Source organism: Microbacterium sp. ZW CA_36 (assembly GCF_044987475.1).
In the GTDB taxonomy this organism is placed as follows: Bacteria; Actinomycetota; Actinomycetes; order Actinomycetales; family Microbacteriaceae; genus Microbacterium.
Map to the genome: position 1 here is coordinate 1 of NZ_JBJDRL010000009.1, position 24,435 is coordinate 24,435.

25 protein-coding genes and 1 tRNA gene are annotated in these 24,435 nt (G+C 71.1%); 16 read left to right on the plus strand and 10 right to left on the minus strand.

What is annotated here, in order from left to right:
* Window positions 1-184: response regulator transcription factor (locus tag ACI3KX_RS06195; RefSeq protein ID WP_404908721.1), on the plus strand; the 184-nt coding region annotated here is incomplete at its 5' end.
* A 109-nt stretch (window positions 185-293) separates the two neighbouring features.
* Window positions 294-698, plus strand: a complete 405-nt coding sequence (locus tag ACI3KX_RS06200) for a hypothetical protein (protein ID WP_404908724.1) — start codon at window positions 294-296, stop codon at window positions 696-698.
* Here the strand turns inward: ACI3KX_RS06200 and ACI3KX_RS06205 are convergent.
* Both ACI3KX_RS06205 and ACI3KX_RS06210 read right to left on the minus strand, forming a co-directional pair.
* A complete protein-coding gene (locus ACI3KX_RS06205; RefSeq protein ID WP_349427848.1) occupies window positions 616-993 on the minus strand; it encodes a S4 domain-containing protein in 378 nt (125 codons plus the stop codon). The two genes, ACI3KX_RS06200 and ACI3KX_RS06205, sit on opposite strands and share 83 nt — an antisense overlap.
* The gene (locus tag ACI3KX_RS06210) at window positions 990-1,667 is read right to left on the minus strand and encodes a lysoplasmalogenase (protein ID WP_404908728.1); all 678 of its coding nucleotides are present in this window, start codon (window positions 1,665-1,667) and stop codon (window positions 990-992) included. Before ACI3KX_RS06210 ends, ACI3KX_RS06205 begins: the two co-directional genes overlap by 4 nt.
* A gap of 37 nt (window positions 1,668-1,704) precedes the next feature.
* Between ACI3KX_RS06210 and ACI3KX_RS06215 the strand changes: the two genes are divergently transcribed.
* Window positions 1,705-2,883 carry a low temperature requirement protein A gene (locus ACI3KX_RS06215; protein ID WP_404908731.1) on the plus strand — a complete coding sequence of 393 codons (1,179 nt, stop codon included), beginning with the start codon at window positions 1,705-1,707 and terminating at the stop codon, window positions 2,881-2,883.
* A gap of 25 nt (window positions 2,884-2,908) precedes the next feature.
* On the opposite strand, the gene ACI3KX_RS06220 is transcribed toward ACI3KX_RS06215, so the two are convergent.
* Complete coding sequence (locus ACI3KX_RS06220; RefSeq protein ID WP_404908734.1) at window positions 2,909-3,496, minus strand: GNAT family N-acetyltransferase; 588 nt, start codon at window positions 3,494-3,496, stop codon at window positions 2,909-2,911.
* A 131-nt stretch (window positions 3,497-3,627) separates the two neighbouring features.
* Between ACI3KX_RS06220 and ACI3KX_RS06225 the strand changes: the two genes are divergently transcribed.
* Window positions 3,628-3,701 (plus strand) — tRNA-Pro (locus ACI3KX_RS06225).
* 68 nt (window positions 3,702-3,769) lie between these two features.
* On the opposite strand, the gene ACI3KX_RS06230 is transcribed toward ACI3KX_RS06225, so the two are convergent.
* Both ACI3KX_RS06230 and ACI3KX_RS06235 read right to left on the minus strand, forming a co-directional pair.
* Window positions 3,770-4,567: a transglutaminase family protein gene (locus ACI3KX_RS06230; protein WP_404908737.1), complete on the minus strand. Its 798-nt coding sequence runs from the start codon at window positions 4,565-4,567 to the stop codon at window positions 3,770-3,772.
* A 52-nt stretch (window positions 4,568-4,619) separates the two neighbouring features.
* Complete coding sequence (locus ACI3KX_RS06235; RefSeq protein WP_404908740.1) at window positions 4,620-5,942, minus strand: flavin monoamine oxidase family protein; 1,323 nt, start codon at window positions 5,940-5,942, stop codon at window positions 4,620-4,622.
* Between the two features lie 121 nt (window positions 5,943-6,063).
* On the opposite strand from ACI3KX_RS06235, the gene ACI3KX_RS06240 reads away from it, so the two are divergent.
* Genes ACI3KX_RS06240 through ACI3KX_RS06255 form a run of 4 tightly spaced genes read left to right on the plus strand, consistent with a single transcriptional unit; the run spans window position 6,064 to window position 9,599 of the window.
* On the plus strand, window positions 6,064-6,534 hold the full coding sequence (locus ACI3KX_RS06240) for a hypothetical protein (protein ID WP_363357597.1): 471 nt from the start codon (window positions 6,064-6,066) through the stop codon (window positions 6,532-6,534).
* A gap of 52 nt (window positions 6,535-6,586) precedes the next feature.
* A complete protein-coding gene (locus ACI3KX_RS06245; protein WP_404908743.1) occupies window positions 6,587-8,095 on the plus strand; it encodes a multicopper oxidase family protein in 1,509 nt (502 codons plus the stop codon).
* 50 nt (window positions 8,096-8,145) lie between these two features.
* Window positions 8,146-8,859 (plus strand): hypothetical protein, encoded by a 714-nt coding sequence (locus ACI3KX_RS06250; RefSeq protein ID WP_404908746.1) that lies wholly within the window; start codon window positions 8,146-8,148, stop codon window positions 8,857-8,859.
* A 35-nt stretch (window positions 8,860-8,894) separates the two neighbouring features.
* Complete coding sequence (locus ACI3KX_RS06255; RefSeq protein WP_404908749.1) at window positions 8,895-9,599, plus strand: biotin/lipoate A/B protein ligase family protein; 705 nt, start codon at window positions 8,895-8,897, stop codon at window positions 9,597-9,599.
* Between the two features lie 5 nt (window positions 9,600-9,604).
* Here the strand turns inward: ACI3KX_RS06255 and ACI3KX_RS06260 are convergent, their stop codons facing one another.
* On the minus strand, window positions 9,605-10,531 hold the full coding sequence (locus ACI3KX_RS06260; protein WP_404908752.1) for an Lrp/AsnC family transcriptional regulator: 927 nt from the start codon (window positions 10,529-10,531) through the stop codon (window positions 9,605-9,607).
* A gap of 217 nt (window positions 10,532-10,748) precedes the next feature.
* Here ACI3KX_RS06260 and ACI3KX_RS06265 point away from each other — a divergent pair, with 217 nt between their 5' ends.
* The 6 genes from ACI3KX_RS06265 (at window position 10,749) to ACI3KX_RS06290 (ending at window position 17,441) form a co-directional block, all read left to right on the plus strand.
* Window positions 10,749-12,071, plus strand: a complete 1,323-nt coding sequence (locus tag ACI3KX_RS06265) for an MFS transporter (RefSeq protein WP_349427802.1) — start codon at window positions 10,749-10,751, stop codon at window positions 12,069-12,071.
* 45 nt (window positions 12,072-12,116) lie between these two features.
* Window positions 12,117-13,787, plus strand: a complete 1,671-nt coding sequence (locus ACI3KX_RS06270) for an amidohydrolase (RefSeq protein WP_404908756.1) — start codon at window positions 12,117-12,119, stop codon at window positions 13,785-13,787.
* Window positions 13,788-13,801: 14 nt separating this feature from the next.
* Window positions 13,802-15,466, plus strand: a complete 1,665-nt coding sequence (locus ACI3KX_RS06275) for a thiamine pyrophosphate-binding protein (protein WP_404908759.1) — start codon at window positions 13,802-13,804, stop codon at window positions 15,464-15,466.
* Window positions 15,463-16,443 (plus strand): agmatinase, encoded by a 981-nt coding sequence (gene speB, locus ACI3KX_RS06280; protein WP_404908762.1) that lies wholly within the window; start codon window positions 15,463-15,465, stop codon window positions 16,441-16,443. Before ACI3KX_RS06275 ends, speB begins: the two co-directional genes overlap by 4 nt.
* Before the next feature lie 81 nt (window positions 16,444-16,524).
* Entirely contained in the window at window positions 16,525-16,953 is a 429-nt protein-coding gene (locus ACI3KX_RS06285; protein WP_404908765.1) for a hypothetical protein, read from the plus strand.
* A gap of 56 nt (window positions 16,954-17,009) precedes the next feature.
* Window positions 17,010-17,441: a DUF2809 domain-containing protein gene (locus tag ACI3KX_RS06290; protein WP_404908768.1), complete on the plus strand. Its 432-nt coding sequence runs from the start codon at window positions 17,010-17,012 to the stop codon at window positions 17,439-17,441.
* Window positions 17,442-17,493: 52 nt separating this feature from the next.
* Here ACI3KX_RS06290 and ACI3KX_RS06295 read toward each other — a convergent pair whose 3' ends face one another.
* The gene (locus ACI3KX_RS06295; RefSeq protein ID WP_404908771.1) at window positions 17,494-18,252 is read right to left on the minus strand and encodes an NADPH-dependent F420 reductase; all 759 of its coding nucleotides are present in this window, start codon (window positions 18,250-18,252) and stop codon (window positions 17,494-17,496) included.
* Window positions 18,253-18,314: 62 nt separating this feature from the next.
* On the opposite strand from ACI3KX_RS06295, the gene ACI3KX_RS06300 reads away from it, so the two are divergent.
* Window positions 18,315-19,295, plus strand: coding sequence for a L,D-transpeptidase (locus tag ACI3KX_RS06300; RefSeq protein WP_404908774.1), 981 nt, complete (start codon window positions 18,315-18,317; stop codon window positions 19,293-19,295).
* A gap of 42 nt (window positions 19,296-19,337) precedes the next feature.
* Here the strand turns inward: ACI3KX_RS06300 and ACI3KX_RS06305 are convergent, their stop codons facing one another.
* The gene (locus tag ACI3KX_RS06305) at window positions 19,338-20,567 is read right to left on the minus strand and encodes an FUSC family protein (RefSeq protein ID WP_404908777.1); all 1,230 of its coding nucleotides are present in this window, start codon (window positions 20,565-20,567) and stop codon (window positions 19,338-19,340) included.
* Window positions 20,568-20,588: 21 nt separating this feature from the next.
* Here ACI3KX_RS06305 and ACI3KX_RS06310 point away from each other — a divergent pair, with 21 nt between their 5' ends.
* On the plus strand, window positions 20,589-21,596 hold the full coding sequence (locus tag ACI3KX_RS06310) for an aldo/keto reductase (protein ID WP_404908780.1): 1,008 nt from the start codon (window positions 20,589-20,591) through the stop codon (window positions 21,594-21,596).
* A gap of 231 nt (window positions 21,597-21,827) precedes the next feature.
* Here ACI3KX_RS06310 and ACI3KX_RS06315 read toward each other — a convergent pair whose 3' ends face one another.
* Both ACI3KX_RS06315 and ACI3KX_RS06320 read right to left on the minus strand, forming a co-directional pair.
* Window positions 21,828-22,229, minus strand: coding sequence for a hypothetical protein (locus tag ACI3KX_RS06315; protein WP_349427792.1), 402 nt, complete (start codon window positions 22,227-22,229; stop codon window positions 21,828-21,830).
* Between the two features lie 231 nt (window positions 22,230-22,460).
* Complete coding sequence (locus ACI3KX_RS06320) at window positions 22,461-24,365, minus strand: glycosyl hydrolase family 28-related protein (RefSeq protein ID WP_404908783.1); 1,905 nt, start codon at window positions 24,363-24,365, stop codon at window positions 22,461-22,463.
* Between the last annotated feature and the right edge of the window lie 70 nt (window positions 24,366-24,435).

The window sequence follows — 24,435 nt, forward strand, 5'->3', positions numbered from 1 at the left end:
CACCGCGCGCGAGCTCGAGGTGCTGCGGCTGGTGTCGACGGGCCTCACGAACCGGGGCATCGGCGCAAAGCTGTCCCTGAGCGAGAAGACCGTCGCGCGGCACCTCGCCAACATCTTCGGCAAGCTCGGCATCTCGACCCGAGCCGCGGCGACCGCCTACGCGTACGAGAACGGGCTGGTCTGACCGGTCGCGCGTGGAGGGCGTCTACACACAATGACCCATGCGCGGCGCCCACAGAACATGGGCTCTTCGCCCGACGCGGCGCGCGGGCGGGTGCACCTACCGTGGCGATATGGACATCCCGCTGATCGCAGGCACGGTATCGACCGTCGTCTTCGCGGTCAGCAACCTGCCCATGCTCCGCAAGGCCCTGCGCACCGGCGACGTCTCGTCGTACAGCCTGGCGAGCATCGCGATGATCAACGTCGCGAACGTCGTCTACTCGCTCTACGTGTTCAGCCTGCCGCTCGGCCCGATCTGGGCGCTGCACACGTTCTACCTCGTCTCGTGCGCCATCATGCTGGTGCTGTGCCTCGTGCAGCGCCGCGTCGCAGCGAGGAGGGAGGCGCCGAGCCGCGTGCCGGTGCCCGCCGTCACGGAGGGTCTGGAGCCGGTCACTCGCGTCCCCGAAGGCGATCGATCTCCCGGCGCTCGCGCTTGGTCGGGCGCCCCGCGCCGCGGTCGCGCTGCGCCATGATCGGCGTGGGATCGCGTGGCGGGGTGCGGTCCTCCATCGCGGTGGGGACCAGCGGGGCGCCGACCCGCTTGGAGATCGGCTGCTTCACGACGAGCATCCGGTCGAACCCGTCGATGCGCACGCGGATCTCGTCGCCGATCCGCACCGGCTGGGCCGCCTTCGCGCGCTCGCCGCCGACGCGCACGTGTCCGGCTCGGCAGGCGGTGGTCGCGGCCGAGCGGGTCTTGTAGATGCGCACCGCCCAGAGCCAGGCGTCCACGCGCACTGCTTTGCCGGCGGTCGAGGCATCCGTCATCTCGTCACCGCCGGTTCCTCCGCCGGGCGCCGCGCGCGGACGCCGACGAGCACGCCTGCGGCGATGAGGCTCTGGCCGACGCAGTACGTGAGCATGACGAGGGGGCTCGTCCAGTCCGGCATCGCGTCGGGAAGGAACAGCCGGAACGCGAGCACCGAGTCGGACGCGAGGAAGAACACGCCTCCCCACACGATGAGCGGGTGGCACCGGGATGCCGCGACCGCCGTGCCGCCCAGCACGAGCCCGTAGAGCGCGACGGCGACGGCGAGGCCGCCGAGATGCGGCCACAGCACCGCGAGGAGCGCGAGCCACCAGACGGCGTAGACGGCCGCCCACGGCGGCACGCGCCGGACCGCGAGCATCCGCCAGAACAGCCAGATGTAGCAGAGGTGGGCGAGTCCGAAGAAGAGCAGCATCATCGGCACGGTCGGCAGCCACGGCACGAACGTGCCCGCGCCGTCGCCCAGCCACGAGAGCCCGATCGCGACCACGAACAGGGTGTGGGCGCGCGTCCAGCCGGATCCGCGCGCGCCCCAGACGACCGCGAGGGCGAGGAGCGGCATGAGTGCGAGCTTGGTCGGCGGTGCGACCGCGGTCGAGCCGACCGCGAGCGCCGCCACATGCACGATCGACACCGCGATGTAGGGCACGAACCCGATCCACAGCCGACGCATGATCCTCCTCGACGCGCAGGGCAACCATAATCGTCGCATGACCGATGTGCTGGCCCGGATGGGGCTCGTTCGCATGTCCGCCCGCGACACCGGGGCGGCGCACCGCGCGTCGACGCCGCTCGAGCTGCTGTTCGACCTCGTGTTCGTCGTCGCCGTGTCGCAGGCGTCGCAGAACCTGCATCACCTCATCAGTGAGGATCATGTCGGTCAGGGCGTGCTCTCGTACCTGATGGTGTTCTTCGCGATCTGGTGGGCGTGGATGAACTTCACGTGGTTCTCGTCCGCGTTCGACACCGACGACTGGCTGTACCGCGTGCTGACGATCGTGCAGATGGGCGGCGTGCTGGTGCTTGCGGCCGGCGTGCACGACGCGATGGTCGAGTTCGACTACGTCGTGGTGACATGGGGCTACGTCATCATGCGACTGGCGATGGTGGTGCAGTGGCTGCGGGCTGCGGCATCCGATCCGCAGTCCCGCCGCACGGCGCTGCGGATGGCTCTCGGTGTGACGGTGGTGCAGGTGCTGTGGGTTGCGCGCATCTACCTGCTCGACCCGGAGTGGCAGTTCTGGACCTTCTTCGTGCTGGTATTGCTCGAGCTGCTGCTGCCGGTGTGGGGCGAGTCCGCCGGCCGCACGCGCTGGCACCCGCATCACATCGCCGAGCGCTACGGGCTCTTCACGCTGCTGCTGCTCGGCGAGAGCCTGCTGGCATCGGCCAACGCGATCTTCGATGCGCTCGGCGAGGGCGAGCATGTGTCGGAGCTCGTGACGCTCGCGATCTCGGGGATCGTGGTGACGGCCGGCATCTGGTGGGTCTACTTCGCCCGCGAGCAGCAGAGCCGGCTCGACAGCATGCGGTCCGGGTTCCGGTTCGGGTACCTCCATTACGTGATCTTCGCGGCGGTGGGCGCCGTGTCGGCGGGTGTCGAGGTCGAGATCGACGAGATCACCGGCCACACCGAGGTGTCGCCCGAGATCGCGGGCCTCGCCCTGACGCTGCCGATCGCGATCGTGGTGGCGGCGTCGTGGCTCGTGCTGCTGCGCGGCGCGCTGTCGCGCTGGGCCTCCGCGGCCGTCCTCACCGGGGCGGTGCTGATCGGGCTGAGCGGCCTGCTGCCGTCGTCGGAGTACGTCGTGGCGGCGGTTCTTCTCGCCGGAGTGGTCGTCGTGCTCGAGGTGGATCGCATCCGCCGGGAACGCGTCGCCGCCGGCTGACCGCGCCGGATGCCGCGAGCCGCCGTCAGCTCGCGAGTTCGAGGGAGACGATCGCGAGGTGGGGCTGCGGTCGGGCGACCTCGCGGAAGCCGGCCTCCTCGAACGTGGACAGCACGCCGTGGTACAGGTCGTTGACCGGGATCTTCTTGCCTGCGCCGGGATCCAGTGGGTAGGCCTCGATGACGCGTGCTCCGCCGGTGCGGGCGTAGTCGATCGCCGCGTCGAGGAGGCGCGCATTGAGGCCCTGCTTGCGGTGGTCTTTGCGGACCACGAAGCAGCTCACCGTCCACACCGAGTCGTCATCCCACGGCTCTTCGGAGTGTGCGGTGAAATTGCGTGTGCGGCCGATGCGCACCTGGCGCGTGCGGGGACCGACCCGCACCCAGCCCGCGGCCTCGCCGTCGACGTAGGCGATGAGGGCCGGTGGCGGCCCGGCGTCGATCTCGTCGCGCAGCCGCCCCTCGCGCTCCGGCCGCGACGTCTTCTGCCACTCGCTGTTCGGCATCATCCACCACTGGCACTGGCAGCCGTACCCGTCGCCGCCGCCGCTCAGCGCGTGCTGCGCGTCGTCGAAGCGATCTGCGGTGGCCGGCTCGATGGTGATCGTGGTCATCCCGTGACGGTAGTCCGTCCCGCCGACACCGGCAACGGACGGACGGATGCCACGCCCGGGCGCACGCCGGTTCGCGGGGTGTCCGCAGAGCGGGTAGGATGGGGGAGTTGTCCGCGCGCAAGCGGGGGCATCGGGATGTGGCGCAGCTTGGTAGCGCACTTGACTGGGGGTCAAGGGGTCGCAGGTTCAAATCCTGTCATCCCGACAGATAGCCCTGATGAGGATTCGCTCCTCATCAGGGCTTCGTCGTTTCCGGCTTCCGTCCGGGCGTGGTCAGAGCACGCTGGCCAGCTGGTCGAGGTCGTCGTCGGGCAGTTCGTCGGCGACGGCGGCGACCGATGTGCTCACGAGGTCGGCCCGGCCCGAGATGACGTTGAGGAACGCGGTGTCGGCGGCATCCCTGCCGGTCGCGATCCTCACGAGGGTCGAGCGCGGCGCAAGCGTCGTCGCATCGACCGCCCGCCACGCACCGTCCACCCACGCCTCGGCGACCGCGTGGAAGTCCATCGGGTCGAGCCCGGGCGCGTATACCGCGACCGACCGTGCCGGCACCCCCTGTGCGCGCAGCAGCGCGACGCACAGGTGGGAGTAGTCGCGGCAGACGCCTCGTCGCGCGAGCAGCGTCCGCACCGCGCCGTCGGTCGGAAGGGAGGAGCCCGGCACATAGCTCAGGCGCGTGCCGACCCACGAGGACACCGCCGTCAGAAGCTCGGCGGCGCCCCGGATGCCGCGGAACTCGGCGGCAGAGGTCTCGGCGAGCGCGTCCGACTCGGAGTACCTGCTGGGGCGCAGGTAGGTGAGGAGCTCCACGTCGTCGCGGGCCGTCGGCGTCGCCGCCCCCTCGATGGTCGCGTCGTAGCTCATCACCATCTCGCCGATGCCGCTCTCCACCCGATGCAGCCGCGTGGAGTGGACGTCGGTCAGCTCGGTGATGGAGACGGGTGCGCCGTCCAGAGTCGCGGTGACGCGCTCCCTGCTCAGCTCGTAGACGCCGGCCGCCGCGATCGAGAAGACCAGGTCGGCGGGCTCGGTGATGTCGAGGACGATGGTGCTGGTGACCGTGCGCTGCATCTGCCCAAGCCTGCCCTGAACGTCGCGAGAAAGCGAAAGTGACGGCGAACGCTCAGGTCCAGGCGGTGTCGATCGGGATGTCGTGGCCGAGGACGGCGGCCGCCGCGCGGTGGCCGGAGGCCAGCGCCGCGGTCACGGTGGCCGGGTCATCGGTCCAGGTCGCCTCGCCGGCGAGATGCAGGACGCCGCCGACCGGCGTCGCGAGATCGTCGTGGTCGGAGGTCGTCGAGCCCACGGTCATGTAGGCGTAGGACCCGTGCGACCACGGGTCGTCCTGCCAGTCGGTGACGTGCACGGATGTCGGGTTCTCGACGCGGTCGCCGTAGAGACGCCGCAGCTGCACGAGGATCGACTCGACGATCTCCTCCTCGGTCCAGTCGCGCGTCTCGACGGCCGCAGGTCCCGCGGCGAACGTCAGCAGCGTCGGGGTGTCGTGCAGCGCGGTCAGGTCGTACCACGAGTGCCACCACCGGCTCTCGGGCCCCTGCTGCCGGATCGCGTAGACGCCGTCGTCCCAGAACCGGGTGGGAAAACGCAGGAAGACCTTCTCGAAGGCGTTCATGCGCAGCCGGCTCAGCGCGCCGGCGACCGGCTCGGGGAGCGCACGCTCGATGACGAAGTCATCGGACTGCAGCACGCCGACCGGCACGGTGACGACGGCGGTGTCGGCCGAGAAGGCTCCGTGGTCGGTGGTCACGACGACCCCCTCCGCCGACCACTGCACGCGGGAGACGACGTGGATGAGGCGGATGTCGATGCCCTCGGCCAGTCGCCGCGGGAGGCGGTCGTACCCGTCGGGGAACACGACCTCGTCGCCGTCGATCGAGTCGTCGTCCAGGCCGTGGGCGGCGAGGTCCTCGATCCAGGCGCCGTACTGCTCCTCGGAGCGGTGCTCCAGGTACTCGCGCACGCGCTCGGCGCGTTCGGCGTCCCAGCCCTGCGCGGCGAGAGCGGTCTCGGTGACGTCGCGGTAGGAGGCGTCGGGGGCGGATGCCGCGACCACGTCGAGCAGGGCGGCGTCGAGCGCGTGGATGTCGTCGACGAACGCCTGCGCGGCGGCATCCGTCAATCGAACGCCGTCGGGTCCGTAGTACGCGATCGGACGACTGTCGGGCTGGTAGCCGCCGACGGTGAACTCGACGGTGCGCATGCCGAACGCCTCGGCCGCGGCGGCGACCGGCGAGCCGGTGATCCCGTGGATCCAGGACGCACCCATGTCGGTGACGAGCCCGAAGCGGCGGTCGGTCGACACCCGGCCGCCGACGCGGTCGCGCGCCTCGAGCACGACGACATCGCGCCCGGCCTCGACGAGCAGCCGGGCCGCGGTGAGCCCCGCGACCCCCGCGCCGACGACGATCGTGTCGAAGTGATCCATGTGCACCGTCCTCCTGCGCGCGCAGCACCGCGCGCTCCGACGCTATCGCAGGGGTGCCGATGTATCACCGTGCCGTCGGCGTGCTCTGGAGTGTCATCGCATCAACACCCTGGGGGAAATCATGCGCCTCGCATACCGCATCATCTCGTTCACCATCTGCGCGCTCGTCGCGCTGCAGGCGGCGTCCCACGCGTGGGCGTCCGCCGGGCTCGGCCTCTACATCGCCGAAGGCGGAGTGGTCGACGCGTCGGCCCAGGAGGGCCCGCCGCCGTTCCCGGAGGTCATGGGCTTCATGATCCACGGCATGAACGGCATGTTCGTCATCCCGCTCCTCGCGCTCGTCCTGCTGATCGTCTCGTTCTTCGCCAAGGTTCCGCGCGGCGTCGCGTTCGCGGTCGGCGTGCTCGTGCTCGTCGTTCTGCAGGTGACGCTCGGCCTGCTCGGCCATGGCATCCCGTTCCTCGGATTCCTGCACGGCATGAACGCGCTGCTGCTGTTCGCCGCCGCCCTGATCGCGGGGCTGCGCGCGTCGAAGAACCGGGTGTCGGCTGCTCAGGCGGCGACCACCACCACAGCCGGTGCCACCGTCTAGGACTGACCCTGCGCCGAGCCGGTGGGCGTGGTTCGCCCGCCGGCTCGCCGTGGTGGTCGCGGCGATCGCGCTCGCCGGCGTCGGCTGGGCATGGTGGGCCAGCATCCTGCCGGGGACGTACTCCGCGATGGATATGGGCGTGCCGGACTACGGCGGCGGACCCGGCTCGGCCGCGCTGCACGCGGGAGCGCACAGCGGCCGCACCGCCGACGACGCCGCGGCCGGTGCCGCGCCCGCGGCCGTCACCGGGACCGCGAACGACCCGGCCGCGATGAGCGTGACAGACCTCGTCGCCGATCCGGAGCGGCCGGCGGATGTCCGTGTCGAGCTGGTCGCGCGCGCCGAACGCATCACGCCCGACGGTGGTGAGCCGTTCGACGGCTTCACCCTCAACGGCGAGTCACCGGGTCCGGCCATCCGTGCGACGGAGGGGCAGCTGGTCGAGGTCGTGCTGCGCAACGACGACGTGCCGGACGGCGTCACGCTGCACTGGCACGGCGTCGACGTGCCGGCCGCGATGGACGGCGTCGCCGGCGTCACGCAGGACGCCGTGCGCGCTGGTGAGAGCTTCACCTATCGGTTCGTCGCCGAGCAGTCGGGCACGTTCTGGTACCACTCGCACCAGGTCTCCCACCCGCAGGTGGTCGGCGGTCTGTTCGGCGCCGTGATCCTCGAGCCCGCAGCGGGGACGATGGATGCCGCAGCCGACGTGGTCGCGGCGATCCACACGTATCCGGGCGGGCAGCGCACCCTCAACGGCGCGACCGGCGACGGGCACCACCGGGCGGAGCCCGGAGCGACCGTGCGCGTGCGGCTGATCAACACCGACAGCACGCCGACATCGGCGTGGGTGACCGGCTCGGCCTTCCGGGTGCTCGCGATCGACGGGCAGGATCTCCACGGTCCCGGCGAGGTGGAGGGGCGTGCGGTCGAGCTCACCGCCGGTGCGCGCGCCGACCTCGAAGTGCGCGTGCCCGTCGAGGGTGCGGTGCGCGTGCAGGTGCCGGGCGCGTCGCTGCTCGTCGGACCCGACGGGGCGCAGGCCGACACCTCGTCGGCGCCGCGCGAGCCGGTCGACGTCCTCGCGTACGGCGAGCCCGCCGACGCGGGCATCGACCCGGCCGACGCCGACCGCACCTTCACGTACGACATCGGACGACTGCCGGGGTTCCTCGACGGCCTGCCGGGGTACTGGTGGACGATCAACGGCGGCATCCTGCCCGCCGTCCCGATGTACATGGTCGACGAGGGCGACATCGTCGTGATGCGCATCGCGAACAACAGCGGCGAGGTGCATCCGATGCATCTGCACGGCCACCATCTGCTGGTGCTGTCGAGGGATGGGCAGCCGTCGACGGGCAGCCCGTGGTGGGTGGATTCTCTGGATGTCGAGCACGGCGAGTCGTACGAGGTGGCGTTCATCGCCGACAATCCCGGCATCTGGATGGACCATTGCCACAACCTGCCTCACGCGTCGGAGGGTCTGATGACGCATCTGGCGTACACCGGCATCACGACGCCGTTCCGGCTCGGTCGCGACTCGGGCAATGACCCCGAGTGAGCGATCCTCACCGATCTACCCCTCGTCGAGGCCGAGTGGGACGATGAACCATGACGCCTGGGGCCGAGCATCGCGAAGACACCGGCGATGCCCGCAGCGACGCGGCGCTCGCCCGGCGACTGCAGATCCTCGCGACCGAGCACTGGGGCCTGCTCGCCGCGCGCAGCACAGCGCAGAACGAGGTGCTCACCCGCATCAGCATCTACCTCACGCTCGTCTCGGCGGGCCTTGTCACCATCGGCCTGCTCGGGCAGGCGACGCAGTTCGGATCCTGGTTCCCGGTCGCCGCGCTGGCGATCCTCGGGTTCCTGATGCTGGTCGGTCTGCTCACGCTGATCCGCGTCCTCACGGTCTCGGAGGAGGACATGATGTACGTCCTCGCGATGAACCGGATCCGCGGCGGCTACGCCGATGTCGACCCGACGGCGGCCGAGTACTTTCTCGCCTCCACCCACGACGACTTCGTCGGAATGGCCGCCACCTATTCGTTCCTGCGGCATCGCGGCGGATTCGAGCAGGTGCTCGGCTCCTCGCTGATCATGAGCGGACTGGTCACGGGGTCGGTGGGAGGGATGTTCGCCGGCGGTCTGTGCGCCGCGCTGGGCATGCCCACGGGCGGAGCGGTGACCATCGGCGTCGTCGTGGGGCTGGCGATCGTCGCCGCCACCGCCTGGTACGGCGGGTATCGCTTCAGGGGGGCGTGGCAGACCTACACGCCGCGGCGACCGAGCGCGGGGCCGCCGGCGCAATGGGGACCGCGCTGACGCCACCGTCTCGAGGTCGTGAGAGTGTGGTGCCCGTGGCATCGCCTGCACTGCTCCCGTCGCACGGCCCGGCGCTCGTCATCCGCCAGGAGGAGCGAGCGGGTGCCGAGGCCGACCTCGAGCGATCCGTCGAGCTCCTGCGGGCCGTGGCCATGGGCGTGATCGCGCACGATCGCGTGGTGCGGCTGTACGCGCCCGCGCCGACGGTCGCGATGAGCCGCCGCGAGAGCCGCCTGCCCGGGTTCGCCACGGCGAGCCGCGCGTCGATCGCGCACGGCTTCGCGCCGGTCATCCGTCCCACCGGCGGCCGCGCGGTCGCCTACGACGAGACGTGCATCGTGTTCGACGTGATCCACCGCGAGGAGGACGGCGCCATCGACCAGACGCGGTTCTTCACGGAGATCGGCGATGCGCTCGCCGCAGCGATGCGCGGGCTCGGCGTCGACGCGCGGGTCGGCGACGTGCCGGGGGAGTACTGCCCGGGCGAGTTCAGCATCAACGCGCGGGGCGCTGTCAAGCTGATCGGCACGTCGCAGCGGGCGGTGCGCGGCGCGCGGCTGCTCAGCGGGATGCTGCCGCTCGACGGCGTCGAGCGGTTCACCGAGGTGCTCGTCGCCGTGAACGAGGCTCTCGGACTCGACTGGGATCCGGCGACCTTCGGCAGTCTCGGCGCGGAGACGACGCGGATCCCACGCGCGACGGCGGAGGATGCCCTGATCGCGGCGCTCGCCGGGGGCTGATCCGGTCAGCCGCCCGTCGAGCCGACCGGCTGCGGGATGCCGCCGCCGGCGGGACGCAGCGTCCGGGCGTAGTCCTCCTTGAGGACGGCGAGGTGGAACCAGGCCTCGACGTTCGCGACGCCGGGGATCGCCCGGATGCGCTCGAGGCTCGCGTACAGGGCGCCGGCGGAGGGCTCGACCAGCGTCGTGACGACGTCGAAGCGGCCGAGCGTGCGCGCGGCGAAGTCCACGCCGCGCCAGGTGCGGAGCGCTTCCGTCACGCGGTCGTCGGACCCCGCGAGGTTGAGGCCGACGCCCATCGAGAGCTGCCGGTGCGCGAGTCCGCGGGCCTCCACGGCGCTGATCTTGATCACTCCGCCGTCGACGAGCCGCTGCACCCGCGTCGTCACGGCCGAGGGGGACAGGCGCACGGCCTCGCCGAGCGCCCGGTAGCTCTTGCGGCCATCGCGCTGCAGCTGCTCGATGAGCGCGGTGTCGATGGCGTCGATGGTGACGTCACCGTGGTACTCCGAGACGAAGAACCCCTTGACCACGTCGGTGTAGATGAGGGTGTTGATGTCGGCCACTCCCGGCAGAGCCCGGATCTGCGCGAGCAGGTCGTGCAGGGCGGGCATCGATCCGAGCCGCACCTCGGTCACGAGGTCGTGGGCGCCCCCGACCGCCGACACGAGCACCGTCTCGCCGAGTCCGCGCAGGTGCAGCGCGACGGGCTCGACGCCGCCGCGGGTGCGGATGGAGACGTGTGCGAGCACGTGCTGGCCGAGGAACACCGGATCGACGGCGGCGACGACCCGCACGGTGCCGTCGGCCAGCATCGCGTTCAGGCGCGTCGAGACCGCAGCCCGTGACTGGCCGAGCCGGCCGGCCAGGGAGTGGATGCTGGCGCGGCCGTCGACCTGCAGCTCGCGGATGAGCTCGGCGTCGAAATCCATACCGATCCTCGATTCGTCGATTTTCCCGAGATCGCGCGCAGTGAGTCGCAGAAGTCGAGTCTAGGGCGGAACTCACCGGACGGGGCGTGTTGATCTGCGTGTTAGAGCCCTCAGAACGCCAGTCCGAAGCGCTCAGTGCTGGAGTTCTGCCCTTGCCACCGGCATCCGTTCGTCCCTACCATCCAATCCATCCCGACACATCCGCAAAGGAGCGGCCATGACTACGACCAGCAGCAGGGCGCGGCGCGCAGGAATCGCCGCGTTCGTCGGCACCACCATCGAGTGGTACGACTTCTACGTCTACGCGACCGCCGCCGCGCTCGTCTTCGGACCGCTGTTCTTCCCCAGTGGTGACCCTCTCGCCGAGACGGCGGCGGCGTTCGCGACGTTCGCCGTGGCGTTCCTCGTCCGACCCCTCGGCGGCATCATCTTCGGGCACATCGGCGACAAGCTCGGGCGGCGCGTGTCGCTCGTGATCACGCTGCTGCTGATGGGCATCTCGACCGTGCTCGTGGGATGCCTTCCGACCTACGAGACGATCGGCATCGTCGCGCCGATCCTGCTCATCCTCCTGCGGGCGATGCAGGGCCTCGCCGTCGGCGGCGAGTGGGGCGGCGCGGTGCTGATGAGCGTCGAGCACGCACCGGCCGGCAAGAAGACCTTCTACGGCGGCTTCACGCAGCTGGGCAACCCCGCCGGCGCGCTGCTGGCCTCGGGCATCTTCGCGATCATGTCGCGCTTCGGCGACGACTTCATCATGAACGGCGGCTGGCGCATCCCGTTCCTCCTGTCGATCGTGCTCATCGCCGTCGGCTTCTGGGTGCGCTACCGCGTCGAGGAATCGCCGGTGTTCGAGCAGAAGATCGAGGGCCGCAAGCAGAGCATGCCGCTCGCCTTCGCGCTGCGCGTCAACTGGAAGCCGATCCTCCTCGGCATCGGCGTGCTGCCGATCTCGACCGGCGGCTACTACCTCGCGACGACGTTCGCGACCGCCTACGCCACCGGCGAGCCGATCAGCATGAGCCCGCAGCTGATCCTCGACGCCATGACGATCGCGTCGTTCATCGAGTTCGTCGTGACGCTCCCCGTCGCCTGGCTCGGCGACAAGTGGGGGCGCAAGAACGTCATGTACATCGGCCTGGTGACCTCGGTGCTCACGTTCGTGCCCTTCATGCTGGTGCTGCCGGGCAAGGTCGAGCCGGTGATCTTCCTGATGGCGTCGCTCGTGCGCATCGCCATGAGCGCCACCTACGCGCCGATCGCCGCGATCCTCGCGCAGATGTTCCGCCCGCAGGCGCGTTACACGTCGATCGCGCTGTCGTACGGCGTCGGTGCGGCGATCTGGGCCGGATTCTCGCCCTGGTTCGCGACGCAGCTCATCGCATGGACGGGGAGCATCTGGTCGGTCATCGCGATGTTCACCGGCATGGCCGTGCTCGCCGGCATCTGCACGTGGCTCGCGCCGCAGCACTCCGACGAGGCGCCCGTGACGGACTCCTTCACGCCGCGCACCGACACCACGACGGCCCGCACCTCCTGAGCCCGACGCGGCCCCGCCCCGGCACGACCCACCACTGAGGTAGACATGCGAAAGCTCGCCCCCTTCGACCGCCCCGCGCAGCAGACCCCGCGCCTGCTGACGGCCGCCGCGATCCACACCGTCGACGCGCTCGACCGCACCGCCACGGCGATGCTCACCGATCACGGCCGGATCGTCGCGATCGGCACGGCGGCACAGTGCCGCGAGGCCGCAGTCGCCGCCGGCCTCGAACCCGAGGTCGTCGACCTCGGCGACGCGGTGGTCGTACCGGGGTTCGTCGACGCGCACGCGCACCCGCTCATGTACGGGCAGCTCATGACGTGGGTCGACTGCGGACCAGAGAAGGCGGGCAGCATCCCCGAGATCGTGGCGCTGCTGCAGGCCGCCGCGGCAGACCTGCCCGAGGGACGGCCGGTCCGCGGGTACGGCTACGAGCACCGCAATCTGGCGGAGCAGCGGCATCCCACCCGGTTCGAGCTCGACGAGGTCGCGAGCGATCGCGAGGTCTACCTCATGAACGCGTCGGGGCACGGCGGGGTCGTGAACTCGTACACGTTCGCGCAGAACGGCATCGATCGCGACACCGCGAACCCCGATGGCGGCGAGATCTTCCGCGACGCCGACGGGGAGCTGACCGGAGAGATCTCGGATGCCGCGTGCAACATGCTCACCGGCGTGCACGGCGTGAAGATCGGCCATCACGGTCCGAACTTCCATCTCGCCGATGAGCCGGAGGAGCACCTCCGTCAGCTCGATGCCGCGACGCAGCGCTTCCTGGCCGGGGGAGTGACGACGCTCGGCGACGCGCAGGTGTCGCGCCGCGAGTTCGACATGTACCTGCGGCTCGCCGAGGCCGGACGGCTGGACCTGCGCGTGTCGATGTACCTGCTGTCGCACCTGCTCGACGAGGCGCTCGAGATGGGGCTGGTCGGGCAGTTCGGCAACGCGCACCTGAGCTTCGCGGGCATCAAGCTGTACGCCGACGGCACGCTCGGCGGGTGGACGGCGTACTTCCCCGACGGCTACGTCGGCGACCCGTGCCGCACCGGGCAGCTGTACCACGAGCCCGCCGAGTACGCCGAGCTCATCCGCAAGGCGCACGCGGCGGGCCTGCAGACGGCGACGCACGCGCAGTCCCCGACCGCGATCGAGATGGTCGTCTCGGCGATCGAGGCGGCGCTCGCCGAGCGCCCCGACGACGACGCACGCCACCGGATCGAGCACTGCGGGCTGCCGACACCCGAGCAGATCCAGCGGATGGCGGCCGCCGGCATCCGTCCGGTGAACCAGACGCAGCACTACTTCAACTGGGGCGAGGGAGTCGAGCAGGCGATCGGCACACCGGGTGAGCGCTTCAACCCGCTCGGCGAGTTCGAGGCGGCGGGGGTGCCGTTCACGATCTCGTCGGACGCGCCCGTCGCCGAGCCGATCCCGCTCGAAGCGATCCAGACGGCCGTGACGCGCGTCACCCGCCGCGGGCACAAGCTCGGACCCGACGGCCTGCGCGTCTCGGCACTGGCTGCACTCCGCGGACACACGATCGAGGGGGCGGTGTCGCTCGGTCGCGAGGACGACCTCGGCTCGCTCGAGGTCGGCAAGCATGCGGACTTCGCGGTGCTCGGCGGCGACCCGCTGGCCGTGGACGCGTCGGCGATCTCAGAGATCCCGGTGCTCGAGACCTGGGTCGGCGGCGTGCGCCGATTCGCGGCATCCTGAGGCGGGGGGCTGACATGGACGCATACGACGAGATCGCGGCGCGGTACGCCGACACCACCGGCCGGGCCGTGCTCGAGACGATCCGCGCCTATGGCGTGACGGCGGTCTTCGGCATCCCGGGGACGCACAATCTCGAGCTGTACCGGCCGCTCGCCGACCTGGGCCTGCGCGCGGTGACCAATCGCCACGAGCAGGGCTCGGGGTACGGCGCCGACGGCTGGGCCCAGCAGACAGGCCTGCCGGGCGTGGTGATCACGACGTCGGGTCCGGGGCTGCAGAACGCGATGAGCGCCATCGGCACCGCGTTCTGCGAGTCGCGGCCGCTGCTGGTGATCTCGCCGGGCGTGCCGCTCGGCGCCGAGTTCCAGGACGTCGGCACGTTGCACGAGACGAAGGACGCGACAGCCATGGTCGGCGCGATCGCCGAGTGGTCGCGGCGCGTGACGAGCGGGACGGATGCCGTCGACGCCGTGCACGACGCCTTCGCGCTGTTCCGCACCGGGCGCCCGCGCCCGGTGCACATCGAGATCCCGCTGGACGTCCTGGAGGCGCCTGCCGGCGTCCCCGCGGCGGCACGGGCGGCGCGCCCGGTGCCGGCACCGGTGCGCGGCGACGCTGCCGCGGTGCGCGAGGCGATCGCCCTCCTGAGGTCGGCTCAGCGGCCGGTGATCGTCGCGGGCGGCGGGTCCACCCGCGCCGGCCGGCAGGTGACCGCGCTCGCGGAGCGGCTCGGGGCGCCGGTCGTCACGACCCTCAACGGCAAGGCGGCCGTCGACGAGCACCACCCCCTCTCGCTCGGATCGAACCTGCGGCTGGAGTCCGCCCGCCGCGTCGCCGAAGATGCCGATGTGCTCCTGGTGCTGGGGTCGAAGCTCGGCGAGGCCGAGCTGTGGACGCCCGGGCTCGAGGCGCGCGGAGCGGTCGTGCGCGTCGACATCTCGGCCGCGCAGCTGCACAAGAACCTCGATGCCACGGTCGGCATCGTCGGGGACTGCGCCGCAGTCGTCGAGGAGCTGCTCTCGGGGCTTCCTGCGGAACCGCGGCCGCCCCGAGACCTCGCGGACGAACGCGCCGCGATCGCCGAGGAGACCTGCGGCGTGCTCCCCGAAACTGTCGCCTTGGCGCAGGCGATCGCCGCGGCGCTGCCGCATGACGCCATCGTGGCGGGGGACTCGTCGCAGATTGTCTACATGGCGCTCGCGAACGTGCTGAGGCAGTCGGCGCCGCACTCGCTGCTCTACACGCCCACCTACGCCACGCTGGGCTACGGCCTTCCCGCGGCGATCGGCGCGCGCGTGGCGCAGCCGGCCGAGGGTGGGCGACCCGTCGTCGCGGTGGTCGGCGACGGCGCGCTCATGTTCAGCGTCAACGAGCTCGCCACCGCCGTCGAGCAGCGGCTCGATCTCACCGTGGTGTGCGTCGACAACGGCGGGTACGCCGAGATCAAGCAGAACGAGGTGGATCGTGGCATCCGCCCGGTCGGCGTCGATCTCGTGCAGCCCGACTGGGTCGCGCTCGCCCACGCGTTCGGCGCGACGGGGCGACGCGCCGAGAGCCACGACGACGTCGCGCCGGCGCTCGCCGCGGCGAGCGAAGCCGGCGGCGTGCAGCTGGTCCACATTCCGCAGACGCGCAGCGCCGCGAGCGCGACGCCGCCCACTCCGAAGGATGAGTCATGACCGAGCACCACGAGCCCGTCGGCCCCGTCGACGCGTCCGTCCACCCCCGCTACGCCGGCATCGCGACGTTCGCGCGACTGCCGCGCATCGAAGACGTGCCGCGCGCCGACATCGCGATCGTCGGCATCCCGTTCGACACCGGCGTCAGCTACCGCCCCGGCGCCCGCTTCGGCCCGTCGCACGTCCGCGAGTCGTCACGGCTGCTGCGGCCCTACAACCCGGCGCAGGACGTGTCGCCGTTCGCCGAGGCGCAGGTCGTCGACGCCGGCGATATCCCGGCGAATCCGTTCGACATCGGTGCGGCGGTCGCTGAGATCGAGCAGGCCGCCCTCGACCTGGGCTCCCGGGTCGAGCGCATCGTCACGGTGGGCGGCGATCACACGATCGCCCTGCCGCTGCTGCGGGCCGTGAACCGGAAGCACGGGCCCGTCGCGGTGCTGCACTTCGACGCGCACCTGGACACGTGGGACACCTACTTCGGCGCGCCCATCACGCATGGCACACCCTTCCGGCGCGCGAGCGAGGAGGGGCTGATCGACCTCACCGCGAGCTGCCATGTCGGCACGCGCGGGCCGCTGTACTCGAAGCAGGATCTCGACGACGACGAGCGGCTCGGGTTCTCGATCGTCTCGAGCGTCGACATCGAGGAACGTGGCATCGAGGCGGCGATCGAGCGGGTGCGGCGCCGCGTCGGCGACCGGCCGCTGTACATCTCGATCGACATCGATGTGCTCGACCCTGCGCACGCTCCCGGCACCGGAACGCCCGAGGCCGGCGGCATGACGAGCCGGGAGCTGCTCCGGATGCTGCGTGCCCTGAGCGACCTCGACATCGTGGGCGCCGACGTGGTCGAGGTGTCGCCGGCGTACGACCATGCGCAGCTGACCGGCATCGCGGCGAGTCATGTCGTCTACGAGCTCGTCACGTTGATGGCCGCCCGGATCGGCGCCGCGCGGACCGGCGGAGAGCAGGGCTAGCGCGCTCGCACCCCGTCTGCAACCCCCTGCACGGGCGGCGCCGCACGCCGCAGTGTGGAAGCAGATGCAGAGGAGGACGCCATGAGCGGCTATGCAGATGATGCGCGGAACCCGGAGCAGACGACAGGCGCCGGCGACGCGATGACCGGTGCGACGACAGACGCGACCACGGGTGCGACGCCAGGCGGGACGCCAGGTGCGATGCCGGGCGCGGCGGCGGAGGCCCACGAGTACAACGCCACGACGGATCACGAGGTGATCCGCAGGTGGGCAGAGGACCGTCACGCCACACCGGCGACGGTCGGAGGCTCCGAAGGCGACGGCATCGTCGGAGAGCTCCGTCTGGACTTCGACTTCGGCAACGACCTCGAAGACCTGCGGGCGGTCACCTGGGACGAGTGGTTCGTGGCCTTCGACGAGCGCGGCGACCAGTTCGTCTACCAGGAAACCACGCGCCCCGACGGGTCGCGTTCGAACGACTTCCACCTCGAGGAGCGGCGAGCGCGCTGAGCCGGACCGGGGCTGCGCGGGACAGACGCGCGGCCCCGGTGCGCGAGACTGGGCGCATGGGTTTGACTCGCGAGGCGGCCACGGTGTCGCGAGCGCGGCCGGGCACCCGCCGGCGCGTGCTCGCGGCGGTGCTGCTGGTCCTCACCATCGGCGCAGGGCTGGTCGTCCACGCGGCGCTGCCCGACAGCAGCGCGACCGATATCGTCGGAGACGCGCTGTACGCCGTCGCCGCCTACCTGGCGGTCGTGCTGATCGCTCCCCGGCTGCCCGCGCTCGCCGTGGGCGGCATTGCGATGCTCTGGTGCGTCGGCGTCGAGCTGTTCCAGCTCACCGGCCTGCCGCTCGCATGGGGCGCCGAGTTCGCCCCCGCGATGCTCGTGCTGGGGACGGTCTTCGACGCGCGCGACCTCGTCGTGTACATCGCGACCATCGCGGTCGCCACCGCGCTCGACGGCGTCGTCCGCTCCCGCACCCGAGCCGCGCGCTGACGGACGTCGGCGTGCCGGCCCCTCACGATGCAACGGGACGGATGCTGCGACCTCAGGCGCCGGCATCCGCTTGTGTGTCCGTGGCCCGGGCGCGGGCGACGACGATCCCGCGCTGCGATGCGGGGAACCGGTCGAGCATCGCACGCAGTTCGGCACCGTCGACGTCGGCGCCGAACGCCTCGGCGCCCGGCTCGAGCATGACGCCGGCGGCGAGCGGACCGGCGACCACCGGGTCGAATCCGAGATCGTCGACGAGCCGGGCCACGAGCGCCACGTCGTCGGCGTCGTCGCCGGCGACGGCGATCGCCTTGCGCCCAGGAGTGCCGGCGGGCCGGGCCTCTTCGTCGAGGTCGCGGTAGCCCATGTGGTTGAAGGCCTTGACCACCCGTGAGGCCGGAAGAAAACGCTGCACGGTCTCGCTGGTCGAGGTGCGCAGGTCGCCGAAGTCGGCCCGCAGCCCGTCGACCTCCCACCAGTAGTTCATGGCGTCGATGACGAGGGCGCCGTCCAGCCCATCGACCGGAAGGGCGCGGTGCTGGGGGAGCGGCAGCGCGAGGACGACCGCGTCGGCGTCGCGTGCGACGACGGACGCCGCGGCGGCGACCGCGCCCGGAGCCGCAGCGGCGAGGGTGGCGGCGATCCGAGACGGATCGCCCGAACCGGCGACGAGCACCTCGTACCCGGCAGCGACGGCGAGGCGCGCGAGCACCTGACCGACGCGTCCTGCGCCGATGATGCCGAGGACGCGGATCGCCCGGTCGGCCTCGCGGCGGTCCGGCGCCTGCCGCTGATCTGGGCCGTCACTGCTCACCGGCCCAGGCTAGTCATCGGCGTGGAGTTGCGGCATCCGTCCTCGCAACAGACCATGGGGGGATGGGGGATGCCGAGACAGACGGCCCGGCTGCGGTCGAGCCCGCCGCGCCGGACGCACGGCCGACGACGCCGACCACGGCGCGTCGCCCGCTGCGCGTCTGGCTGCTCGTGGCGCTCGCCGCAGTGGTCGTCGCCGGCGGGCTGGCGGCGGCGTGGCTGCTGCAGCCGCCTATGACCGACGCATCCGCTCCGCCGTCGCCCTCGCCGACCCGGACGGCGACCACTCAACCCAGCCCGACGCCCACGCCGACACCCACGCCCGCCGGCTTCCCGGCGAACACGGCGGGGTACGACGTGACGACCCTGCCGCAGGTGAACGTCTTCGCCGTCATCCCCGGGCTGGCCGTCGACGACGCGGCGTTCACCGCTCCGCTGCCCCTGCGCGCGGTCGCGCTCGGGGTCGGTGCGCCCGTGTGGGCCGATCCGACCGCGCAGCCGGTCGCGTACCTGCCGCACGAGTTCCCATTCGACGGCACAGCCGTGCCGGTCGTCGAGGAGCAGGAGCACTGGGTGAAGGTGCTGCTGACCGGGCGCCAGGCGGTGCCGTCGCAGGGCAGCCCCGCCCAGGTCGCCGGCTGGCTGCGCAAGAGCGACGTCGAAGTGGCGCCGAGCGACACGAGCGTCGTGGTGAGCATCTCGGGCCGCACGGTCGACATCGTCCGCGGCGGAGTGGCCGAGCGGATCGCGACGGACTTCGCGTGGGGCACCGACCGCACCCCCACGCCGATGGGACGCGCGTTCATCATGACGACCCGCGTCGTGCCCGAGTACGGGTACACGCGTGGACACCCGATCGTCTACCTGTCGGTGCAGTCGCCGACGCTCGACGGCTTCGGGGGAGCGGATGTCGCGGTCACGGCCTTCCACTACCACGACGACCGTTCGGGGCCGATCTCGAACGGATGCCTCCGCGTCGATCCGACGGCGATCACGAAGCTCTCGGAGCTGCCGCTCGGAACGCCCGTGATCGTCAACCCCTGAGCGGAACGCTCCGGGAATCGCGGGACGCAAAGGGGGAGCCGATCAGACGAACGGTCGGGTGACGTCGATGATGCGGCGCAGGCACAGTTCAACTGCCGCGCCTGCGGCCATCTCCGCCCGGCCTCCCGGCTCCGGGGCGCCCAGCGCGCTCTGATAGTCGGCGAGGGCCTCGCTCGCGCCCCGGAACCGGTCGGACGCCGCGGGGTCGCCGAGAGGGGTGGCGATCAGGTCGGCGGATTGCCGGATCGCGTGGGCGAGGCGCTCGCGCACGGCACCGGTCAGCGCGACGTCGTCGGACGCCTCCAGCTCGACCAGCAGGTCGATGAGCTCGCGGGTGAGGAACGCCGTGCGCTCGAGCGCGGCCATGCGGCGGGCGTTCTCCTCCCGCTCCTCCTGGTGACGTCGGCGGCGCGGATTCGCGCGGGCGCTCTCGTCGGCTTCGTCGACGACCTCGGTGACCGCCGACCGCGTCTCACCGAGGTCGTCCAGCGCCGCACGGAAGCGCTCGGGATCCAGCTGGTCGTCGGCAACGGCGTCCGCAGCGTCTCGCAACACCCCCGTGACGGCGTCGCGCAGCGCCGACAGCCGCTCGCTCGCACGGCGGAGGTACAGGGGAGGCACGATGATGAGGTTGACCGCGATGCCCACCACCACGCCGAACGCCGTCGTGCCGAGGTACGAGATCGAGAAGCCCTCGGGATCGCCGCCGGCGGCCAGCAGCACGAAGAGCGCTGCGAGGGCGACCCAGTCGCCGCCGGCGCCGAGCAGCCGCCACGCGCCGAGCAGCACGCCGACGCCGATGACCACTCCCAGCACCACACCGCCGGGTACCCCCAGTCGGAGGGCCGCGATGCCGCAGAGGCTGAGGGCGATGCCCAGCGCGAGTCCCATCAGCACCTGCCCGCCCACCTGAGCGGAACGGGCGATGGTCGGGTGCATGGTGACGAGCGCGCCGAGCGGGGCGTAGTAGGAGTACTGGTCCTCGGTGAACGGGATGAGCGGCGCCAGGTACCACGCCAGCACTGCCGCCAGCGAGGTCTTGATCGCCAGCAGCAGGCGCGGCTGATCGGCGAGGCGCGCGGTGTACGAGACGGCGCGGCGCAACGGCCGGGTGTGCTCGGCGATGGCGACCTCCCTCCCCGTCGGTCGCAGGCAAACGTACTCGCTCGACATGCCGTGCACACCGGGCTTGCGTGCGCCGGGGTCCGCCGGTAGCCGATCGAAGAGGGGTCCCTTGACGCCGCACCCCGTGGGATGCTGGGAAACACCCATCGTTCGATCCGGAGGATCCTCATGCAGCAGCGCGCACTCGGCCGCACCGGACGCTCGGTCTCGGCGATCGGGCTCGGCACCTGGCAGCTGGGCGCCGATTGGGGCGCGGTCTCTGAGGAGGACGCGACGGCGGTGCTCGCGGCATCCGTCGACAACGGCGTCACCCTCTTCGACACCGCCGATGTGTATGGCGACGGCCGCAGCGAGTCGATCATCGGGCGCTTCCTCGCCGCCCGGCCCGGCCACGGCATCACCGTCGCCACCAAGATGGGCCGGCGCCTGGCGCAGGAGCCCGAGAACTACACGCCCGAGAACTTCCGCGCGTGGACGGAAAGGTCCCGCCGCAATCTGGGTGTCGACACGCTCGATCTCGTGCAGCTGCACTGCCCGCCGACCGCGGTGATCGAGGACGACGCCACCTACGGCGCCCTCGACGACCTCGTCGCCGGTGGAGCGATCGCCGCGTACGGCGTATCCGTCGAGACGTGCGCACAGGCGCTCGCCGCCATCGCGCGGCCCAACGTGACCAACGTGCAGATCATCTTCAACCCGTTCCGGCTCAAGCCGCTCGACGAGGTGCTGCCGGCGGCCGAGGCGGCGGGCGTCGCCGTCTTCGCCCGTGTGCCGCTCGCGTCGGGACTGCTGTCCGGGAAGTACACGGCAGACACGACGTTCGCCGCCGATGACCACCGCACGTACAACCGGCACGGCGAGGCGTTCGACCGGGGCGAGACGTTCTCAGGCGTCGAGTTCGAGACCGGCGTCCAGGCGGCCGCCGAGCTCGCGGAAGCCCTGCCCGACGGTGTGACGCTGCCCGCCGCGACCCTCGCGTGGATCGCCTCGCGGCCCGGCGTCACCAGCGTCATCCCGGGCGCCCGCAACGTGCGCCAGGCGTCATCGAACGCGGATGCCGCAGCCCTCCTCGACGGTGCGCAGCAGGAGACCGGGTTCGACGTCGCCGCGTTCGACCGTGTCGTGCACGAGGTCTACGACCGCGATCTGCGGGACGCCATCCACCCGCTCTGGTGACCCGGGGCGTTTCGTCTCGCTTCGCTCGCTCAACGACAGGGTGCGTGCATGAGTTGCGGTCGTTGAGCGAGCGAGGAACGAGCGAGACGAAACGCCTCGAGTGTCCGCGAAGGGGGCGGGCGTGTTTCGTCGCTTCGCTTGCTCAACCATCGGCGCGGGACAGGCGGATGCCTCGGGCCGGCGTGAATCGCCGGGCCGAGGCATCCGTTCGCGCTCCGGCTTCTCCGCGTGTCAGGTGCGCTTCAGCTCCCGGCCGTGGACGATCAGCGCGTAGATCACGATGATGTCGAGCAGGATCATGATGAGGGACCACAGGGGCTGCACGGCGAGGAGTCCCATCTGGCTGATCGCGTTGATCGACACCAGGACGACACCGACGATGCGCGCCCAGGTGGCGCCCCGCAGCACGAAGATGCCGACCACGACAATGGCGGCGCCGATGATCAGATGCCACCAGCCCCAGCCCGCCGCGTCGAGCAGGATCACTGCTTCATCCGTGAGGAACAGATACTCGTTCGAAGGCAGCAGGATCGCCGTCAGTCCCAGGAGGGCGTCGAACGCGCCCGCGATGATCATGACGATCCCGGCGAACACCACCCATCCGGTCCAGCTCTGCTCTTGCGGATCGGTCATGGCGTTCTCCTTGCCCGAAGGCCCGCGCGGCTCTGCGTGGGCGGTTGCTCGAATGGTAGATCCGAACCACCGCGCCGCAAAGGATGAAGGACGCCCCGGCCCTCGCGTGTCGCGTGAGGCGAGGCATCCGGTCCGGTCGTTGAGCGAGCGAGGAACGAGACGAAACGCCTGGGCTTGCGAGAGTCGCTTGCCGCGTTTCGTCTCGCTTCGCTCGCTCAACGACCGAGAGGGTTACGGCAGCGGGTAGTCGACCACGAACTGCGGCGTGCCGGTGTTCGTGTTGTCGGCCTGCCCGCCCACGCCGTTCACGACGTGCTGGACCGTGCCTGCCGACAGGTTCACCGTCATGATGTGGTGCAGCTGCACGCCGGGCGCCTCGGGCACCTCGAACCCGTTGGCCGTCAGGATCGACGGGTTGTTCTGGTTGAAGACGTACACGCCTGCGCCGTCGAGGCGGTGCGTGGTGACGTCGTCGGCGACCTTGTACCCGGGGTAGCCGAGCGTGCCGTTCGGCTGCGTCCAGTCGGCCTGCGTCGGCGGGTCGTACGGCAGCTCGTTCTGGTACAGCACGACGCGGCCGTTCTCGCCGTTCCAGACCGTGTTGTACGTCTGGAAGTGCTCGACGAACAGGCCGGTCGCGGTCACGTCGTCGCCGTTGACGACCACGCCGACGGTGCCGGTGTTGGTCTGCCACCGGTCCGTGTCACCGTTGACGCCGTTCGTGAAGCCTTCGACGCCGTGGTCGCCGCGCCACACCCAGGTGTGGTCGATGAGCACGTCGTCGGCGTTCACCTCGAGCGCCGTGGTCGTCTTGCCGATGTGGGGCCCGCCGACGCGGAAGTACACGTCGCTGAGCGTGATCGGGTTCGCCGGGTCGAGCGCCTTGTCGCTGTCGGCGGCGCCCACGCGCAGCAGCACCGGCGAGAGCTCGGTGCCCGCGTCGATCGTGACGCCCGCGACGACGATGCCGTCGGCATCCTTCACCTCGAGCGGCACCGCACCGCCGACCGCGGTGAGGGTCGCATGCCCGAGCCCGAGCACGACGGTGTTCGCGCGCTTGACCTTGATCGTCTGGGCGATGTCGTACACGCCGGGCGTCAGGATCAGGTGCTGGCCGCGTGCGAGCGCGTTGTTGATGTCCTTCACCGAGTCGGCCGGGGTGGCGATGTAGAAGTCGGTGATCGGGATGCTGCGCCCCGCCGTCTCGCCGTCGGCCCAGGTGACGCCGCTCGACTCGTGCTGCGCCGCGGGCACCCGCACGTTGTAGCGACCGTCGTCGTCGACGTACAGGTACGGCTTCTCGCGGCTGACCGGCGTCGTGTCGAGCGTCGTGTACGGCGGGTCCGGGAATCCGGCGTCGTCGGGTGCGCCCACGACGCCCGAGAAGACCTGGTTCCAGACGGCGTTCGACCAGCCCGCGACCTCGCTGTTGCGGATCAGCCACTGCTGCTGCGAGCCGTTGATCACGTTGGGCAGGCGCGAATCGGCGATGAAGCCGCCGCTGGCGTACTGCGGACCGGCGGTGCAGTAGTCCATGAGCGACAGGTTGCCGCCCGCGACGTCGAGACGTCGCATCGAGACCGCCTGCGACACCGCCCAGAAGTCGGTGCCGGTGCGGCAGCCGCGGTCCGCGGCCTGGATGTCGATCGACAGGTTCGAGATCGTGCGCCAGAAGTTGACGAGCGCGAGGCAGTTGCCCGTGCCGCCGTCGGCGAGGCAGCGGTTGTAGACCTCGACGGCACCGTGGACGGTGACGTCCTCGGGCGACGCGCCCAGGCCTGCGATCTCGGTGTAGTAGCCGACCTTCACCTGCAGCGGATCCGCCGCCGACCCGTACTCGCCGGGCAGGAAGTAGACCGCCTGGCGTTCGGTGCTCATCTCGGCATCGACCTGCTGGGCGTGCAGGGCGTCGAGATCGGCGCGGATGTCGGCGACGGGCGTGTCGGGGGAGTAGATCGTCACGTTCGGCCCGAAGTCGGGGTGGAACGGGTCGACCGTGCGGGGCGGCGCCGCGGTGGCGGGCGTCGCCAGCAGCGCGCTCGCGATCAGCGCGGTGCCGGTGGCGACAGCCGCGATGCGCGCGGCGCGTGCCGTGCGTGCGGGCGGCGCCGTGAGGCGGGGAACGGGGGCGGGCATGGGGAGTCCTCTCCGTTGAGGGTGTGAGTGGCGGCGGGAATGCCGATTACTTACTGGAATGTAACCAACC

Excerpts from the sequence above, each read along its gene's own strand:
- ACI3KX_RS06285 (WP_404908765.1), top strand. The coding sequence starts at position 16,525 with ATGAGCGGCTATGCAGATGATGCGCGGAACCCGGAGCAGACGACAGGC.
- ACI3KX_RS06260 (WP_404908752.1), bottom strand. The coding sequence starts at position 10,531 with ATGGATTTCGACGCCGAGCTCATCCGCGAGCTGCAGGTCGACGGCCGC.
- ACI3KX_RS06235 (WP_404908740.1), bottom strand. The coding sequence starts at position 5,942 with ATGGATCACTTCGACACGATCGTCGTCGGCGCGGGGGTCGCGGGGCTC.
- ACI3KX_RS06200 (WP_404908724.1), top strand. The coding sequence starts at position 294 with ATGGACATCCCGCTGATCGCAGGCACGGTATCGACCGTCGTCTTCGCG.
- ACI3KX_RS06290 (WP_404908768.1), top strand. The coding sequence starts at position 17,010 with ATGGGTTTGACTCGCGAGGCGGCCACGGTGTCGCGAGCGCGGCCGGGC.
- ACI3KX_RS06250 (WP_404908746.1), top strand. The coding sequence starts at position 8,146 with ATGACGCCTGGGGCCGAGCATCGCGAAGACACCGGCGATGCCCGCAGC.
- ACI3KX_RS06305 (WP_404908777.1), bottom strand. The coding sequence starts at position 20,567 with ATGGGTGTTTCCCAGCATCCCACGGGGTGCGGCGTCAAGGGACCCCTC.
- ACI3KX_RS06210 (WP_404908728.1), bottom strand. The coding sequence starts at position 1,667 with ATGCGTCGGCTGTGGATCGGGTTCGTGCCCTACATCGCGGTGTCGATC.
- speB (WP_404908762.1), top strand. The coding sequence starts at position 15,463 with ATGACCGAGCACCACGAGCCCGTCGGCCCCGTCGACGCGTCCGTCCAC.
- ACI3KX_RS06310 (WP_404908780.1), top strand. The coding sequence starts at position 20,589 with ATGCAGCAGCGCGCACTCGGCCGCACCGGACGCTCGGTCTCGGCGATC.
- ACI3KX_RS06320 (WP_404908783.1), bottom strand. The coding sequence starts at position 24,365 with ATGCCCGCCCCCGTTCCCCGCCTCACGGCGCCGCCCGCACGCACGGCA.
- ACI3KX_RS06240 (WP_363357597.1), top strand. The coding sequence starts at position 6,064 with ATGCGCCTCGCATACCGCATCATCTCGTTCACCATCTGCGCGCTCGTC.
- ACI3KX_RS06220 (WP_404908734.1), bottom strand. The coding sequence starts at position 3,496 with ATGACCACGATCACCATCGAGCCGGCCACCGCAGATCGCTTCGACGAC.
- ACI3KX_RS06215 (WP_404908731.1), top strand. The coding sequence starts at position 1,705 with ATGACCGATGTGCTGGCCCGGATGGGGCTCGTTCGCATGTCCGCCCGC.
- ACI3KX_RS06270 (WP_404908756.1), top strand. The coding sequence starts at position 12,117 with ATGCGAAAGCTCGCCCCCTTCGACCGCCCCGCGCAGCAGACCCCGCGC.
- ACI3KX_RS06205 (WP_349427848.1), bottom strand. The coding sequence starts at position 993 with ATGACGGATGCCTCGACCGCCGGCAAAGCAGTGCGCGTGGACGCCTGG.
- ACI3KX_RS06315 (WP_349427792.1), bottom strand. The coding sequence starts at position 22,229 with ATGACCGATCCGCAAGAGCAGAGCTGGACCGGATGGGTGGTGTTCGCC.
- ACI3KX_RS06275 (WP_404908759.1), top strand. The coding sequence starts at position 13,802 with ATGGACGCATACGACGAGATCGCGGCGCGGTACGCCGACACCACCGGC.
- ACI3KX_RS06230 (WP_404908737.1), bottom strand. The coding sequence starts at position 4,567 with ATGCAGCGCACGGTCACCAGCACCATCGTCCTCGACATCACCGAGCCC.
- ACI3KX_RS06265 (WP_349427802.1), top strand. The coding sequence starts at position 10,749 with ATGACTACGACCAGCAGCAGGGCGCGGCGCGCAGGAATCGCCGCGTTC.
- ACI3KX_RS06300 (WP_404908774.1), top strand. The coding sequence starts at position 18,315 with ATGGGGGATGCCGAGACAGACGGCCCGGCTGCGGTCGAGCCCGCCGCG.